The sequence below is a fragment of the Micromonospora sp. NPDC007271 genome (genome assembly GCF_040634005.1).
Taxonomy (GTDB): Bacteria; Actinomycetota; Actinomycetes; order Mycobacteriales; family Micromonosporaceae; genus Micromonospora.
The window spans coordinates 25,913-42,044 of sequence record NZ_JBEYER010000023.1 but is presented as its reverse complement, the minus strand read 5'-3'; the positions used below and the strand labels follow the sequence as shown (position 1 = coordinate 42,044).

General features: G+C 69.8%; 12 protein-coding genes. 11 read left to right on the top strand and 1 reads right to left on the bottom strand.

Annotated features, from left to right (window positions below; translation table 11 throughout):
- Positions 1-6 precede the first annotated feature (6 nt).
- Positions 7-723 (bottom strand): GntR family transcriptional regulator, encoded by a 717-nt coding sequence (locus ABZ570_RS11190; RefSeq protein ID WP_358060446.1) that lies wholly within the window; start codon positions 721-723, stop codon positions 7-9.
- 333 nt (positions 724-1,056) lie between these two features.
- Between ABZ570_RS11190 and ABZ570_RS11185 the strand changes: the two genes are divergently transcribed.
- The 11 genes from ABZ570_RS11185 to ABZ570_RS11135 all read left to right on the top strand — a co-directional run bounded on the left by ABZ570_RS11185 (position 1,057) and on the right by ABZ570_RS11135 (position 16,013).
- Positions 1,057-2,322 carry a M20/M25/M40 family metallo-hydrolase gene (locus ABZ570_RS11185; protein WP_358060443.1) on the top strand — a complete coding sequence of 422 codons (1,266 nt, stop codon included), beginning with the start codon at positions 1,057-1,059 and terminating at the stop codon, positions 2,320-2,322.
- A complete protein-coding gene (locus ABZ570_RS11180; RefSeq protein ID WP_358060440.1) occupies positions 2,312-3,499 on the top strand; it encodes an ABC transporter ATP-binding protein in 1,188 nt (395 codons plus the stop codon). The genes ABZ570_RS11185 and ABZ570_RS11180 overlap by 11 nt, the downstream gene beginning before the upstream one ends.
- 11 nt (positions 3,500-3,510) lie before the next feature.
- On the top strand, positions 3,511-4,638 hold the full coding sequence (locus ABZ570_RS11175) for an ABC transporter substrate-binding protein (RefSeq protein WP_358060437.1): 1,128 nt from the start codon (positions 3,511-3,513) through the stop codon (positions 4,636-4,638).
- Complete coding sequence (locus ABZ570_RS11170) at positions 4,638-6,440, top strand: ABC transporter permease subunit (RefSeq protein ID WP_358060434.1); 1,803 nt, start codon at positions 4,638-4,640, stop codon at positions 6,438-6,440. The genes ABZ570_RS11175 and ABZ570_RS11170 overlap by 1 nt, the downstream gene beginning before the upstream one ends.
- Before the next feature lie 36 nt (positions 6,441-6,476).
- Positions 6,477-8,072, top strand: a complete 1,596-nt coding sequence (locus tag ABZ570_RS11165) for a D-aminoacylase (protein WP_358060431.1) — start codon at positions 6,477-6,479, stop codon at positions 8,070-8,072.
- Between the two features lie 70 nt (positions 8,073-8,142).
- Complete coding sequence (locus tag ABZ570_RS11160) at positions 8,143-8,589, top strand: nitroreductase family deazaflavin-dependent oxidoreductase (protein WP_358060428.1); 447 nt, start codon at positions 8,143-8,145, stop codon at positions 8,587-8,589.
- Positions 8,590-8,874: 285 nt separating this feature from the next.
- Positions 8,875-9,168 carry a hypothetical protein gene (locus tag ABZ570_RS11155; RefSeq protein ID WP_358060425.1) on the top strand — a complete coding sequence of 98 codons (294 nt, stop codon included), beginning with the start codon at positions 8,875-8,877 and terminating at the stop codon, positions 9,166-9,168.
- A 113-nt stretch (positions 9,169-9,281) separates the two neighbouring features.
- Positions 9,282-9,980 (top strand): class I SAM-dependent methyltransferase, encoded by a 699-nt coding sequence (locus ABZ570_RS11150; RefSeq protein WP_358060422.1) that lies wholly within the window; start codon positions 9,282-9,284, stop codon positions 9,978-9,980.
- Positions 9,981-10,220: 240 nt separating this feature from the next.
- Positions 10,221-10,871 (top strand): hypothetical protein, encoded by a 651-nt coding sequence (locus ABZ570_RS11145; RefSeq protein WP_358060420.1) that lies wholly within the window; start codon positions 10,221-10,223, stop codon positions 10,869-10,871.
- 3 nt (positions 10,872-10,874) lie between these two features.
- Positions 10,875-11,711, top strand: coding sequence for a sulfite exporter TauE/SafE family protein (locus ABZ570_RS11140; protein WP_358060418.1), 837 nt, complete (start codon positions 10,875-10,877; stop codon positions 11,709-11,711).
- 81 nt (positions 11,712-11,792) lie between these two features.
- A complete protein-coding gene (locus tag ABZ570_RS11135; protein WP_358060415.1) occupies positions 11,793-16,013 on the top strand; it encodes a LamG-like jellyroll fold domain-containing protein in 4,221 nt (1,406 codons plus the stop codon).
- Positions 16,014-16,132: the final 119 nt, after the last annotated feature.

The following is a 16,132-nucleotide window of genomic DNA, read 5'->3' as shown; positions in this document are numbered from 1 at the left end:
GCATGGTCACGATGTGATCGCGGCCAGTAGTTGGCGCTGTGCTCGGTCAAGATAGACTGCCATCTCTCGGGATGCCTGACCAGTGTCGCCGGCGCGCAGCAGCTCAGAGATCCGTTCGTTGGTTTCCAGGTACGGCTCGTGGAACGGCTGGAGGTCCTCGACGGCGCCGAAGGCGAGGCGCAGCTCCGCCAGGAGGCTTTCGGCCGCCACCGTCAGCCGTTCACTCCCGGCGAGTCGGACGATCGCGACGTGGAATTCCATGTTCGCGGTGCCGACGGCGGACCACATGCCGCGGTAGGCGTAGGCGTAGCCGTCCCGCACGGCGGCATCCACCTGCGCCAACATCCCGGGCTCGGCGAACGACGGGCCGGCGTTCTCGATGGCGCCCAGCTCCAGCACCCGCCGCATCTGGTAGATGTCGTTGACATCGTCCCGGCCGAGGGTGCGTACCCGTACGCCCCGGTTGGCCTCGTAGACGACCAGCCGCTCCTGGGTCAGCAGCCGGAAGCCCTCGCGCAGCGTGTTCCGGGAGACGGACAGGTCCTCGACGAGCCGCGCCTCGCGCAGGAACTCGCCGGACTTCAACTGGCCCTCCATCATCCGGCGGCGCAGCACCGCCGCGACCCGGCTTGCTCCGGATGCCTGTTCCGTTGAACCTTCACGCGCAAAAGCTGTTGTCGCCACCGGGTTTCCTAACGGCTCTGTCGGGACCGCGCGACCCATTCTCATGGCACCCCATCGCCGATGAGTCGTTCAACAATCATCTGGCACAGCCTTGCCTGTGTCGAGTGTGGTCGGTCTCGTGTCGGACTCCCGGCCCAACGGGCGGCGGGCCGGGAGCGGGCCCGTGGCGCTGCAGGTTAGCGCAGCTTTTGCTCAACACGGCAACGCCACCGCACGTGGAACACCTCCGCCAGGTCGGGCAAGATTCCCACGTCAGAGCCCCGAAAATCAACTCTTCCCACACCTGACCTGCCTTGCTATCGTTCAACAATCTTGCCAGGCCGCCCGAGGGTCGGCTGGCACCGTCCCGGTGGCGACAGGCAGGTACGACTCATGACCGACGAGCAACCCGTCCGCTCCACGGAGCCGTCCGTGCGTGCCCTGGCGGCCGGTCTCGACGTGGCGCGGCCCCTCGCGCTGCTGCAGCGCATGGTTCGCTTCGACTCGCGGACCGAGACCCCCGGCGAGGTGCAGCTCGCGAAGTGGCTGGTCGACTACATGACCGAGCTCGGACTGGACGCGTGGCTCGACGAGGTGTCGCCCGGCCGCTACAACGCGATCGGCGTGTTCAAGGGCTCGGGTCGGGACCTGCCCGGCGCGGCGTCGCTGCTGTTCAACGGCCATATCGACACGAATCCGGCCACCGAGGGCTGGACGGTCGACCCGTGGGGGGCGCACACCACCGACGAGGTCATCTACGGGCTGGGCGTCTCGAACATGAAGGCCGGCTGCGCCTCGTACCTCAGCGCCGTCGAGGCCCTGCTCCGCGGCGGCTTCCGCCCCGCCGCCGACGTGACCCTCACCTTCGTCGTGGGGGAGCTGCAGGGCGGCCTCGGCACCGTGAAGATGATCGAGCACGGGGTACGCGCCGAGTACTTCATCAACTGTGAGCCGACCGACGTCCAGGCGCTGACCCTCCACGCCGGCGCCTTCAACTTCACCGTCGAGCTGACCGGAGTGACCCGGCACCTGTCGAAGCGCGAGGAGTCCGTCGACGCCATCGTCGCCGCGTGCGCGCTGGTGCCACGCCTGAACGCGCTGACCTTCTCCGGCGCGGCGGACGAGCGGCACGCCGAGGTCAACCGCTGCAACGTCGGGGTGATCCACGGCGCGCTGGGCCGGACCCTGGAGGAATGGCGCCCGCCGCAGATCGCCGACTTCGTACGCCTCGTCGGCACCGGCCGGTACGCGCCCAGCCAGAGCGTCGAGTCCGTCCTCGCCGACCTGCGGCGGGAACTCGACCGGCTGGAGTCGGAGTTTCCCGGACTGCGGGCGGAGGTGTTCCCGCAGGAGAAGGTGACCGACCGCCCCGACATGCCGCCGTTCGAGGTGTCCGCCGATTCCCGCATCGTCCGGACCCTGAATTCGGCCTACGCGGCCGTCCGGGGCGCCGCCCAACCGACCGGGGCCATCAAGCCGTGCTGCTTCTTCGGGTCCGACGCGGCCCACCTGAGCAAGGCCGGCATGGAGGGGATCGTGTGCGGCCCGGGCGGCAAGTACAACACCATGCCGGACGAGCGCGTCGAACTCGTCGACTACTACGACCTGATCCGGATGCACATGCTGGCCATCGAGGAAGTCTGCGGCCGTGGGAACTGAGCACATCACCGGCCGGACAGCCGCGGCCGACTTCTCCGGAGCCTCCGTACGGGTGGAGGGGCTCTCCAAGTACTACGGCGACGTCCACGCCGTCGACAACGTCACGCTCACCGTCGAACCCGGCGAGTTCGTGTCGCTGCTCGGCCCGTCCGGGTCGGGAAAGACCACCCTGCTCATGGCCATCGCCGGCTTCGAGAAACCGGATTCCGGTGAGGTCTACGTCGGAGACCGGCGGATCACCGGCCTGCCGACGCACAAGCGGAACCTCGGGGTCGTGTTCCAGCGGTACGCGCTCTTTCCCAACATGACCGTCGCCGACAACATCGGTTACGCGCTGAAGGTGCGCGGCGTGTCCCGATCGGAACGCGCGAAGGCGATCGCCGAGGCGATGGACCTCGTCGATCTCACCGGACTGGCGCACCGCCGGCCGACCGCCCTCTCCGGCGGGCAGCAGCAGCGCGTCGCCCTGGCCCGGGCGCTGGTGTACCGGCCCCCGATCGTGCTCTTCGACGAGCCACTGGGCGCCCTGGACCGGAAGCTCCGCGAACAGGTCCAGCTGGAGATCCGCCGCCTGCACCAGGAACTCGGCCTCACCATGATCTTCGTAACTCATGATCAGGAAGAGGCGCTCGTGATGTCCGACCGGGTGGCCCTGCTGAGGGACGGCAGGATCGAGCAGTTCGGCCCCGGGCACGAGCTGTACGACGCTCCCGCGACCGAATTCGTGGCCGGCTTCCTCGGCCGTACCAACATTCTCGATTCGACGGTGGCCTCCGTCGCCGGCGGCCAGACCCAGGTCGCCCTCGGCGACCGGCGGTTTCCCGCGCTGTTCCCGGCCGGCGTCCGGCCGGGAACCGGCCAGAAGTGCCGGGTGGCGCTGCGGCCCGAGGCGATCCGGCTGAGCCGGAACGACCGGCCCGCGAGTCTGACCGGGCAGGTCGTCGAGGTCGTCTTCTCCGGGCCCACCACCACGGTCCGGGTGCGCATGGGCGACCAGGAACTCATGGTCCAGGGCCTTTCCTCCGACCCCGCGATCCGGGTGCGGGAGGGGGCGACCGTGCATCTCGAATGGGATCCGGCCGCGTTGCGTGCGTTCGTCTCTTCCGGTCCCCCCGGAGCCCGCACCGCCGCCACCGCAAACAATTCGCAGCCAGTAATGGAAGGGATTCATCCGTGACGAATCCGGGTGTGACAAGAATTTCGCGGCGCGGCCTGTTGGCGGGCGCCGGGGCCGGACTGCTCGGCCTGGGGCTCTCCGCCTGCGGCGGGAACCCGGACGCCCTCAAGTCGAACGGGCAGGGCGACGGGGGATCCGGGAACTCGAAGCAGCTCGTGGTCTTCGACGGCGGCGGCGCCTGGGGCGCCGCCCAGCGGAAGGCCTTCTTCGAGCCCTTCGAGCAGGAGACCGGCATCAAGGTCATCCCCGCGCCGGCGCCCCCGGCCGCCCAGCTGCGTACGGCCATCGCCTCCGGCAAGCCCGGCATGGACGTGGTGGACCTCAACGGGGCGCGCATCGGATCGTGGACCCGGGACGGGCTGCTGCAGAAGATCGACTACAGCCTGTGGAAGGACGCCAGCCTCAAGGACGCCTTCTCCCCGTACCCCGCGCTCGAGACCGCGGTACCCGCGATCGTCTTCGCCGTGCAGCTCGCGTACGACAAGACCCTGACCGGCCGGGAGCTGACCAACTGGGCCGACATGTGGGACGCGGCGGTCAAGGGGAAGCGCTCCTTCCGTACCGGCGACGGCCCCGGCGGGTGCACCCTGGAGATCGCCCTGCTCGCCGACGGCGTGAAGCCCGAGGACCTCTACCCGCTGGACATGGACCGGGCACTGCGCAAGCTCTCCGAGGTCAAGCCCCAGGTCCTGAAGTTCTGGGACAACGGCGCGGAGTCCATCCAGATGCTGGTCGACAAGCAGATCTCCGCCGTGGCCGCGTGGAACGGCCGGATCCAGTCCGCGATCGCCGACGGCGCGAAGAACATCTCCAGCACCTTCGAGCAGGCCGTGGTGCAGATCGACTACTGGGCGATCCCCAAGGGCTGCTCCAACGTCGAGGGCGCGACCCGGTTCATCGAGTTCGCCTCCCAGCCGCAGCGTCAGGCCGAGTTCGCGCAGCTCATCACCTACGCGCCGACGATCCCGGCGGCCTTCGACCACATCCCTGAGGAGCGCAAGAAGCTCCTGGTGACCGCGCCGGGCATCGTGGAGAAGACGGTCCTGCAGAACACCGACTACTGGAGCTCGATCGGGGCGGGCGGCAAGACCAACGAGGAGATTGCCATCGACCGCTGGCAGAAGTGGTTGGCTGGCTGATGTCGACACCGACGGTGCGGGCCAGACGTTCGACGATCCGCCGCCCGACGTGGATGCCGGACGCCGTGCTCTGGCTCGCACTGCCGGCGCTGATCGCTCTCGTCGCCCTGTTCGTCCTGCCGCTCAGCCGGCTGGTCATGGACTCCCTGGTCACCGACAGCGGAATGTCGCTGTCGCGGTACACCGACCTGCTGCACGACGGGCTCTTCATCCCGGTCATGGAGCGCACTCTCAAGATCGCGCTCGTGGTGACCGTCGTGGCCGCCGCGATCGGCTACCCGCTGGCCTACGCGGCGACCCGGCTGCCGAAGTACCTGGCGGCGGTCGTGCTGGCCAGCGTCTCCCTGCCCTTCTTCACCTCCACCCTGGTCCGGTCGTACGCCTGGCGGGCGCTGCTGGCCGACAACGGCGTGGTGAACACCTGGCTCATCAAGCTGGGCATCTTCTCCGAGCCGCACCAGCTCGTCTTCAACGACGTCGGCATCGTCATCGGCATGAGCCAGGTGCTCCTGCCGATGATGACCCTGCCGATCTACGCGGCCATGAGCGGCATCGACCGCAAGCTCACCGACGCGGCCCGGTCGATGGGGGCGTCGCCCTTCGCGGCCTGGCGCACCGTCTTCCTCCCGCAGTCCGTGAACGGCCTCATGGCCGGGGCCAGCCTGGTGTTCATCTCGTCGCTGGGCTTCTACACCACCCCCGCGCTCCTCGGGGGCCCCGCGGTGCCGATGATCGCCCAACGCATCGACGTCCAGATCAACACCCAGAACCAGTACGGCCCCACCGCCGCCCAGGCCACGGTCCTGCTGATCGGCGTCGTGATCCTGATGGTCCTGCTGCGCCGGCCGCTGGGCCTGACCTCCCCGCAGACCCTCGCGGGCGGCACCTCCCGGCCGGTGTCCGGGCGCGTGTCGAACGCCGTCGCCGCCGTGACGGATCTCGTCGCCAACCGCCTCGCCGGTGGCCTCCTCGGCCGGGCCGGCCGCCTGGTCGGCGAAGGAATCTCGCACGTGCGCCACGTGCTCCTCGGCGTGATCGCCGTCTTCGGCATCGTCGTCCTGGTCGGGCCCCAGATCGTCGTGCTGATGCTCGCCTTCAACAGCTCCAACTTCCTCGTCTTCCCGCCCACCGGCTACTCGACGCGCTGGTTCGAGGACTACTTCACCGACGAGTTCTGGGTCTCCTCGACTTATCTGAGCCTCGGTGTGGCGACAGCCGCCGCGGCGCTCGCCACGGTGCTGGGCGTACTCTGCGCGTTCGCCGTGGCCAGGACCCGGCTCCGCAAGGCCGGCGTCCTGTTCTACCTGCTGTCCATGGCCCCCCTGGTCATGCCGCCGATCATCTACGCGGTGGCGTTGTTCTTCCTCTTCGCGCGAGGCGGCCTGCTCGGCACCCCGACCGCGCTCGTGCTGGCGTACACGATCCTCGGACTCCCGTACGTCATGATCACGTCGCAGGCGGTCATCCGGAACATCGACCCGCTCTACGAACACGCCGCCGCCAGCCTCGGCGCCAACGCGGCCCGTCGCGCGCGGGACATCCTGCTGCCCCTCATCCTCCCGGCGGCCATCTCGTCGCTGCTGTTCGCGTTCGTGATGGCCTTCGACGACCTGGTCCTCGGCGTGTTCCTGGGCAGCGCCCAGACGGTCACGCTGCAGGTCCGCATGTACCAGAACATCCAGTTCGAGGTGAGCCCCAAGGTCGCCGCGGTCGGTGTCCTCATGACGTTCGCGATGCTGTTCGTCGGATTCCTCACCATGCTCACCACGCGGCTCCGGGGCGACCGCGGCAAGCGCGGCTGACCCCACCCCTCACCCACGATGCCGGAAGGCTCATCCGTGTCCGACTACACACTCTTCACTGGCGGCACCGTCGTCGACGGGACCGGGGCCAGGTCATATCCGGGTGACGTCCTGGTCAGCGCGGACCGCATCGTGGACGTCCGCCCCCACGGGCAGATCCCCCACGACGGCAAACGCGTCGTCGCGATCGACGGGAAGGTCATCGCCCCGGGCTTCGTCGACGTCCACTCCCACAGCGACAACGCACCGCTGTACGCGCCGGGCGACCTGCCGAAGATCCGGCAGGGAGTCACCACCGAGATCGTCGGCAACTGTGGCTTCTCCCTGGCCCCGGCGGACGGTTCACCGGAGGTGACCGCGTTCCTGGCGCAGTGCTTCCCGCGCGGCGGGCCCGTCTTCCGGACCTTCGCCGACTATGCCGAGGCGGCGGACCAGGGCGGCTACCTCACCAACCTGGCCGCCCTGGTGGGGGAGGGCAACCTCCGCCTGCTCGCGCACGGCCCCGGCAGCGGGAGCCTGTCGCCAGAGGGACTGGCCACGATGGTCCGCCACCTCCGGGAGGCGTGCGACGCCGGAGCGTTCGGCCTGTCGACCGGCCTCGCCTACGTGCCCGGCATGTTCGGCACGGCCGAGCAGATCAGCCAACTCGTCGCGGCGATGCCGGCGGGCCGGGTGTACGCCACGCACATGCGCAACGAAGGCAGCCGCATCACGGCTGGCATCGAGGAAGCGGTACGCGTCTCCCGGGACTCCGGCCACCCCGTGCAGATCTCCCACCTGAAGATCGCCGATCGGCGCAACTGGGGCGCGGCGGACGAGATCCTCGCCCACCTCGACGCCGAACGGCGGGCCGGCACCCGGATCGGGCAGGACGCCTACCCGTACCCCACGTCGTCCATGATGCTCTCGTCCTGCCTGCCGCCGTGGGTGCTGGACGGCGGCGTCGACGCGCTGCTGGAGCGGCTGAAGGACCCACGGACCCGGCAGCGGATCGCCGCCGAGGTCCTGGACCCGACCAGCAATCCGCGCAACGCGGGCTGGGACTCGTACCTCGCCACCGCCGGCTACACCGGCATCCGGGTCGCGTCCACCGCCACCGGCCGGTACGACCACAGCACCATCGCCCAACTCGCCCAGCGGCTCGACCTCGAGCCGTTCGAGGCCCTCGCCAAGGTCGTCGTCGAGGAGGGCAACGTCGCGAACATGATCGCCTCGCTCATCGACGACCGCGACCTGGAGGCGATCCTGCGCCACGACCAGACGATGATCGGCACGGACGGGGCACCTCCCGGATTCGGCAAGGCGCCCCACCCACGGGTCGCCGGCACCTTCGTCAAGGTTCTCGGCGAGTTCGTCCGGGAGAAGCGGGTGCTCACCCTCGAGGAAGCCGTACGGCGGATGAGCGCCCTGCCCGCCGAGTTCTTCGGGCTGCCCGACCGGGGCACCATCGCTGCCGGCAAGGTCGCCGACCTGGTCGTCTTCGACCCGGAGACGGTCCGAGACAACGCCACCTACGACGAGCCGCTCCGGCCGCCCACCGGTGTCGAACTCGTCTACGTCGGCGGCCGGAGCGTCATCGAGGGATCGACCTGGACCGGCATCCGCAGCGGAAGGCGCCTGCAGCCCGCCTGAGTCGGCCTGACGATCCGGGTTCGGCGCGGGACCCCGCCACCCACGACGGGCCGGGCACGTTGACCAGGACATGGCATTGACCGGTGATTACGAACCGAGCGCGTCGACGTGGGTCCGCGAGCACGTCGAGCAGATCATGCGTACGGGCACGACCGACGGCGTCACGATCGGTGGCCGGCCCACCGTGCTGATGACCTACCGGGGCGCCAAGACCGGCAAGGTCCGCAAGACGCCGGTGATGCGGGTCGAGCACGAGGGGCGCTACGCGGCTGTCGCGTCCATGGGCGGCGCGCCGACCAACCCGCAGTGGTACGCCAGCCTGGTGGCCGAGCCGATCATCGAGCTGCAGGACGGCACGGTGACCCGGCAGTACCAGGCCCGCGAGGTGTTCGGGGACGAGAAGGCCATCTGGTGGCGCCGGGCGGTCGACGCGTACCCGGACTATGCCGACTACCAGCGCAAGACCGACCGCCAGATCCCGGTCTTCGTGCTCGAACCGGTTTCGGCGAAGCCCTAAGCTGTCGCCGTGTCAGTGGAGTATGTCGAAATCGACCTGGACGAGCGCGATCGTGAGCCGGCTGGATCGGCCAGGGGCAACCCCGGCCGGCCGGCCGGACGACGCAGGACACGTCTCATCGCTGCCTTCGTTGCCGGTGTCGTGCTCGGCGGCGTCGGTGTCAACGTGCTCCGCGACTCGCGTGACCAGCGGGAGCGGAGGGCGGTCTCACTCGTGGCCATGCCCGCATCAGCCACCGGCGTGAGTGGGGGCTCCCCGGGCCGCGTCCAACTGCACGGGCGACTGGTGCTGGTCAACGCCGGCTCCGCGCCGATCACGGTTCATGCGGCCACGGGGCAGAGACCGGACGCCCGGATCCGTCACACCGGCCAGTCCGGGCTGATCGCACCGGGCAGCACCGGATCGATCGACGTCGAAGTGCGATTCGACTGCTCGATCCCGATCGAGGGGGAGCCGCTGTCGATGCGGTTTTCGGTCGAGACCGACGACCACCAGGACCGAGAAGTCCACTACCCCGTCGCCCTGCTGAACACCAGCTGGCACCGAGACGTCGCGCAGACTTGCGAGTACCTGCGCTAGATGCCGCGTCAGGCCGCGTTCGCCCTTGGGGGCACCCCGAAGCAATCAGACCTGCCAGGATGGGCCGCATGTCTGCTGCCCTTGAGCACTCCACCGGGCCTGCTGGCCAGGCTGTGGCCAACGACTACGACAGCTTCGCCGAGGCGTACGCGGCCGAGACCGAGTCCAACCTCATTAACGGCTACTACGCCCGGCCGGCGATGCTGGACCTGGCCGGAGACGTGGCCGGGCGGCGGATTCTTGACGTTGGCTGCGGAGCCGGCCCCCTGCTCGCGGCACTGCGCGATCGCGGCGCCATCGTGACCGGCATCGAGCCCAGCGCCAAGATGCTGGACTTGGCTCGGCAGCGGCTCGGCGACGGCACGGCCCTGCATCAGGGCGGCCTGGGCGGCGATCCTCTGCCGTTCCCCGACGGCGCGTTCGATGACGTCGTCGCCTGCCTGGTCCTTCACTACCTCGAGGACTGGAAGGCACCGCTCGCCGAGTTGCGGCGCGTGCTCGTACCCGGCGGCCGACTGATCGTGGCCGTCAACCATCCCTTTATCTACCATCTGATCAGGCCCGAAGGCGACTACTTCGCGACCGAACAGTGGTCCGACGAGTACACCTTCAACGGCCAGCCCGCCGTGCTGACGTTCTGGCACCGGCCACTGCACGCAATAACCAGCGAGTTCACCGCAGCCGGCTTCCGGATCGCCGTCGTGAGCGAACCACCTCCCGCACCCGGTGCCCGCGAGGCGTTCCCCGACCTCGTGACCTCCCCCTCGGGGTACATCCTGTGCTACCTGTTCTTCGTCCTCGAGGCTGTCTAGTCAGACAGCGCGCAACGACCGGGCGATTCGGACAGCCAGCTCGAAGCACCGGGTTTCGCTGTTCAGCAATCTTGCCGTAAGGGTCCGCTCGGTCTCCGTGATCTTGTTGGTCACCTGCAGCCGCAACAGTCATCGCGTTCCGTCTGACCTCCACGCGATCGAGGGTCTGTTGTGTCTGCCCCGTGCCGTGCCCTACGCCCTGCCTGGCGCCGCTCCTGGTGCGTACTCGCCCTGGTGCTCATGGTGGGGCTGATTCCGGACCCGGCCTCGGCGCATCCCTTCGGTGCCCCGCAGCAGATCGAGGTCGCGGGCGAGGGCGATCACGGGGTGCGGGTCCGCTGGCTGGTCGGCGGGGCGGATGACCTGACCCTGCTCGGCATCGGACTCGGCGTGCTGCCGAAGGACCGGGTGATGCTGGACGGTGCGGTGACCTACGAGGCCTCCGACGCCGCAGCGTTGGCGGAGGCTCCCGAGTTCGCCACATACCTGACCGAGCGCATCACCGTGACCCAGGACGGGCGGCCCTGCCAGGGCGAGGTCAGCGTGGCCGACGACCTGGCGGCCGACGGCGCCGAGGTGCTGTTCACCTGCCCCGGACCGGTGAGCACAGTGGCCGTGACGTCCCGGATGCTCACCGACCTGCACGAGGCCTACCGGACGCTCGCCAGAGGCCCCCATGGCCAGAAGGCGGTGTACGACGCCACGCACGAGTCGGTGGACTGGGCCATCACCGGTAGCACGGACACCGGCTCCCACGCCGCGTCCACCCAGGTCGTCGCCGCGGTGTCCGCGGACCGGAGTGCCGTGCAGCTCGCGGTGGTCGGGGGCGTCCTGATGGCCTTCGGCGCGGGCGGAATCTTCTGGCACCGCTGGCGCGGACGAAAGGCCTGAACCATGTACGCCAGCACCAGTCTCGACACCGCGGCGGCATCCCCCGGCTCCGGCCTGCGGGCCCTCGTCCCCGATCTCGACCTCTTCGGCGCCGCCGGGTTCGGCGATCGACTGATCGAGACGGTGCAGTCGCCGGGTTTCGTGCCGCTGGCCCTGGTGATCGCCTTCGTGGCCGGGGCCGCACACGGACTCGCACCCGGCCACGGCAAGAGTCTCGCGGCGGCGTACCTGATCGGCTCCCGGGGCCGGGTCCGCGACGCCGCCTGGCTGGGCTGCTCGGTGGCCGCGATGCACACCGTCTCGGTGCTGGCCATCGCGGTCGCCTGGACCTTCTTCTCCCTCTCCGACCTGGTCAGCCTCGAGCGACTGACCACCGGTCTGCAACTGGCGGCCGGCCTGACCGTCGTCGCCGTCGGGCTCTGGCTGCTGCGCCGCCACCTGAGCGGGCACGGCCATCAACACGGTCATGACCACCATCACAGCCACAGCCACAGCCACGATCACGCCAGCCCGTCCCGCCCGGGTCTGTTCCTCCTCGGCATGTCCGGCGGCCTGACGCCGTCGCCGGCGGCCTTCCTCGTGCTGGTGACCGGCATCTTCGCCGGGCGGGCCGGGTTCGCTCTCGTCCTCGTGGTCTGTTTCGGCCTCGGGCTCGCCGCGGTGCTCTTCACCGTCGGCCTCATGGCCCTCACCGGCCGATCCCTCGTGACCCGCGCCGCCACGTCCCACGTCCTCCTGCGGCTGGCCACGCGGGTAGCGCCGGTGCTGGCCGCCTGCGGGATCACCCTCATCGGCGTCGGCATCTCCGCCGCCGCGGTAGCTGGCCTCCCCGGCACCTGACCTCAGGCTTTCCGCCGCCACCGGAACTCCCACCAGCCACCACCGAACCCCAACAGGAAACCCTGAAAAGAAGGAGATGTCGTGACAACACGACTCCATCCGTTCGCCCGGAGGTGGCGCCGCCTGAGCGCGTCCGCCCTCGGGCTGGCGCTGGTCGGCGGCACCCTGCTGTCGCCCGCGGGCCAGGCCGCTCGGGCCTTGCTCAGCAACGCCGTGACCGGCCAGGCGGCCACGGCCGTCACGGTTCCGGCCGCCGACGTGCTCGACGTCGCCTTCACCAACGGCACCGCCACCGACCGGGCCACGGGCCTGACCGCCACCACCTGGGGCGCGCCGAGCTACGCCACCGACGCGGCGTTCGGCCACGACATCCTCAAGGTGGACGGGGTCGACGACGCGGTCTCCTTCGACTTCACCGACCAGTGGAGCAAGTTCTCCACCGGCTTCGCCATCGAGTGCGTCTTCCGGGTCGACACCACGATGCCGGTGAGCGGCGAGAAGGACCTCTGCTCCGACAAGGAGGCCGGCGGCTTCTCGGTCTACGTCAACGGCGGCAACCTCGGCACGATGGCCCACATCGGCGGCGGCTACAAGTCGGTGCTGACCCCGATCAGCGGCAACCGTTGGTACCACGCCGTCTCGGTCTGGGACGGCCGGGCCCTGAGCCTCTACCTCAACGGCCAACTGGCCGGCTCGACCGCGGCCACCGGAACGCTCACCCCGCCGGTCGCCACCGCCCGCCGCATGGTGATCGGCGCCGACGCCGCCCCGACCGGCATCGGCCAGGTCGCCCCGCCCGCCTCGTTCGCCGCGAGCAAGGTCTGGAGCGCGGGACTGACCGGCGCCCAGGTGGCCGAGCTGGCGTCGGCGTACGACATCAGGCCGCCCGTCCCGGTGGCCGACGTCCTCGACGTCGACTTCGACGACGGCACCCCGAAGGACGACGCGCAGAACCTCCCCGTCACCGTCCACGGCGACCCGGTGATCGCGCAGGACACCGCGGTGAAGGCGCGCGTCGCCTCCTTCGACGGCTCCGACGACGCCTACTCCTACGCCTTCGGCGACCAGTGGAGCAAGATCAGCACCAGGGTCTCCATCGAGTGCACCCTGAAGTCCAACGGCACCCTGCCCAACGGTGGTGAGCACTCCGTCTGCTCTGAGAAGGAGAGCGGCGGCTACTCGATGGTGATCTACGGCGACAAGCTGACCTTCACCGCGTACGTCGGGGGCGGCTACAAGTCGGCGCAGACCCCGATCGTCTCCGGCCGCTGGTACCACGCGGTCGGCACCTGGGACGGGCAGATGGTCCGGCTCTACGTCGACGGCGTCCTCGCGGCGGAGGCCCCGGCCGCCGGCGCGCTCGGGCTGCCCGGCGGCGCCGCCCGCAACGCCTTCTACCTCGGTGCCGACGCGGTCAACCAGTTCTGGGCGCCGGCCTCGGTGCTCAACGCCCGGATCTACTCGAAGGTGCTGACCCTCGACGAGGTCAAGGCGCTCAACATCGCCGCCTTCGGCGACATCCGTGACGCGGGCGTCGCCGTCACCTCGACTGTCCCGGCCGAGGGCGCCCACCTCAGCCGCCCGACCGAGTTCCAGATCAAGGTCACCAACCAGGGCAACGCCACCGGTTGGCGCTACCTGCTCGACGGCGAGCCGGTCCAGGTCGGCCAGGAGATCGGCGCCGGCCTGAAGTCCGGCAGCCACACCCTGCAGATCTCGGCGACCGACGTCTTCGGCAAGCCGGTCAGCAGGACCGTGACCTTCACCTCCGACGCCATTCCGACCAGCGGCGGCACCGACGTCGGTCAGGGCAGCGGCCGGGTGACCCTTTCCGCGATCGCCCACGACCCCGACGGCGGCGAGGTCACCACCACCTTCAAGCAGGCCACCCCCAGCGTCCCGACCGGCGGCGTCCAGGGTGTCGTCCCGGTGATGCCGTCCACGCTGGACTTCTCATACACCGAGGGCAGGCAGATCGGCACCGCGCCGCGCCCCGGCCGCGCGGCCATCGACAGCCCCTCCACGGGCGACATCCCCTTCCAGCGGTACGACGTCCAGGTGCCGGCGTCGGCCGAGCGCCGCCAGATCCTGTGGAGCGGTGTGGTCGACCCCGCGCGGGAGGCCGCGCTGCACGCCTGGAACAGCACCACCCAGGCGTGGACCGAGCTTGCCACCGCCCGTGGCCAGGCCGAGGGCGAGACCGCGCTGAAGGCCGTCGTCCGGCCGGAGCTGGTCGACAACGGCGTGGTCCACGTCCTCGTCACCGGCCAGGACCCGTTCGCCGACGACCTGGCATCCCGGGACGCCACCGCCGGCACCCCGGCCAACCGGGACCACTTCGAGGACCCGTCGGACTACGACTTCTCGCTGGCCCACTTCACCGACACCCAGTACCTCGCCGAGGGCGCGGTCGGCGGCACGTACGACGACTTCGACGGCATCGACGAGCCCAGCGACAAGATGACCATGGAGGAGCAGGCGCTCTGGGCAAAGTCCTACCGGGACACCACCCGGTGGCTGGCCGACAACGCCGCCAAGCGGAAGATCGCGTACACCGCCCACACCGGTGACATCATCGAGAACGACTACTACGACCCGCTGGCCACCGACGCCACCGGCAAGCTGCTCCGCCCCGGCCTGAACGAGCAGGTGACCAAGGAGTTCCAGTTCACCGCCGAGGCGCAGCGCACCCTGGACACGGCCGGGCTGGTCAACCAGGTCGTCGCGGGCAACCACGACAACCAGCTGGGCGCCGAGACCGGCCCGACCTCGCGGTTCAACCAGTACTACGGCCCGGAGCGCTACTACGAGGCCGCCAAGCTGTGGCCGGCCGGGTACAAGGCGTCGTACCACGCCTGGGACGAGACCACCGACGACTCCGGCGCCGTGGTCACCCGCGGCAAGGACAACCAGAACAACTACGTCCTCTTCTCCGCGGGCGGTCTGGACTTCGTCGCGGTGGGCCTCTCCTACGGCGTCACCCAGGCCGAGGCCGACTGGGCCAGCTCGATCTTCCGGCGCTACCACGACCGGAACGGCATCCTGCTGACGCACGCCTACCTCGCCCCGTCGAGCACGCCGGACGGCCGAGGCGCCAACTTCTCCACCGACGGTTCGCGGGCCTTCTCGAGCATCGTCGCGGCCAACCCGAACGTGTTCCTGGTCCTCGCCGGCCACGAGCACGGCGTCGGCACCAACCTCAAGACCGGGGTCGGCGTCACCATCGAGCACAAGGTGGTCGAGCTGCTCGCCGACTACCAGTTCTACAAGATGACCGCGGGTGAGCTGTGGCCCGAGAAGGTCGACGCCAACGGCAACCTCGATCTCGACGGCGACGGCACCATCGACCACAAGAAGGGCGACCTGCTGCAGTTCGGCGCCAGCTTCCTGCGGCTGCTGCAGATCGACGTCGACCGGGCCCAGATGAGCATCGACACCTACTCGCCGATGCTCGACAACTTCGGTGCCACCGAGTACGACGACCGGAAGCGCTACAACGGCGCGGAGGACAACATGGTCCTGCCGATCGACCTGTCGTCGCGCAAGACCAGCTTCAGCACCGGCAGCCTCGTCCTGGTCACGCCGACCGACACGGTGATCGGTCAGGACACGGCCAGGTCGGGCTGGCCGGCCACGGTGACGTGGAACGGCCTGACCGAGCGCGAGCTCTACGCCTGGACCACCACCAGCCGCACCGGCGACGGTGACCAGGTGGGCTCGGTCGACCAGTTCGGTGGCATCTTCATCGCCACCGCCGCCGGCACCGACGTCACCGCCCCGGTGCTGACCGTCCCCGCCTCGACGTCGGTCAAGCAGGGCGAGGCCTTCGATCCGCTGGCCGGGGTCACCGCGGTGGACAACACCGACGGCGACGTCACCGACCGGATCCAGGTGATCGGCACCGTCGACACCGCCACCCCGGGCGGCTACGCGCTGACCTACCTGGTCTCCGACACCAACGGCAACCAGGCGGTCGCCAACCGGGTGGTCACCGTCACCGCGGCCCCGACCGTGGAGCGCACCCCGACCTCGGTCCGCGTCAACGACGTACAGGTCAACTGGAAGCAGACCGTGAAGCTGACCGCCACGGTCACCCCGACCAAGGCGACCGGTCCGGTGCAGTTCATGATCGGTGAGGACGTGCTCTGCGAGGCCCAGGTCAAGAAGGGCACCGCCTCCTGCACTGTCCGTATGCTGCCCAACCCCGGCACGCACAAGGTGCGGGCGGTCTACGGCGGCGACGAGACCCACGCGACGTCGTACGCCGAGTTCACCCTGACGGTGGTCGACCGGAAACGCTGATCGAGCGGGTTCACAGGAGAATCCCTGAGCGGGGCCGGTCCCATCGGGCCGGCCCCGCTTCCGTACCGGCGGCACCGCCTCCGCCCCCGGGGCGGCGGCCGGGGATCGCGGGGACGTTG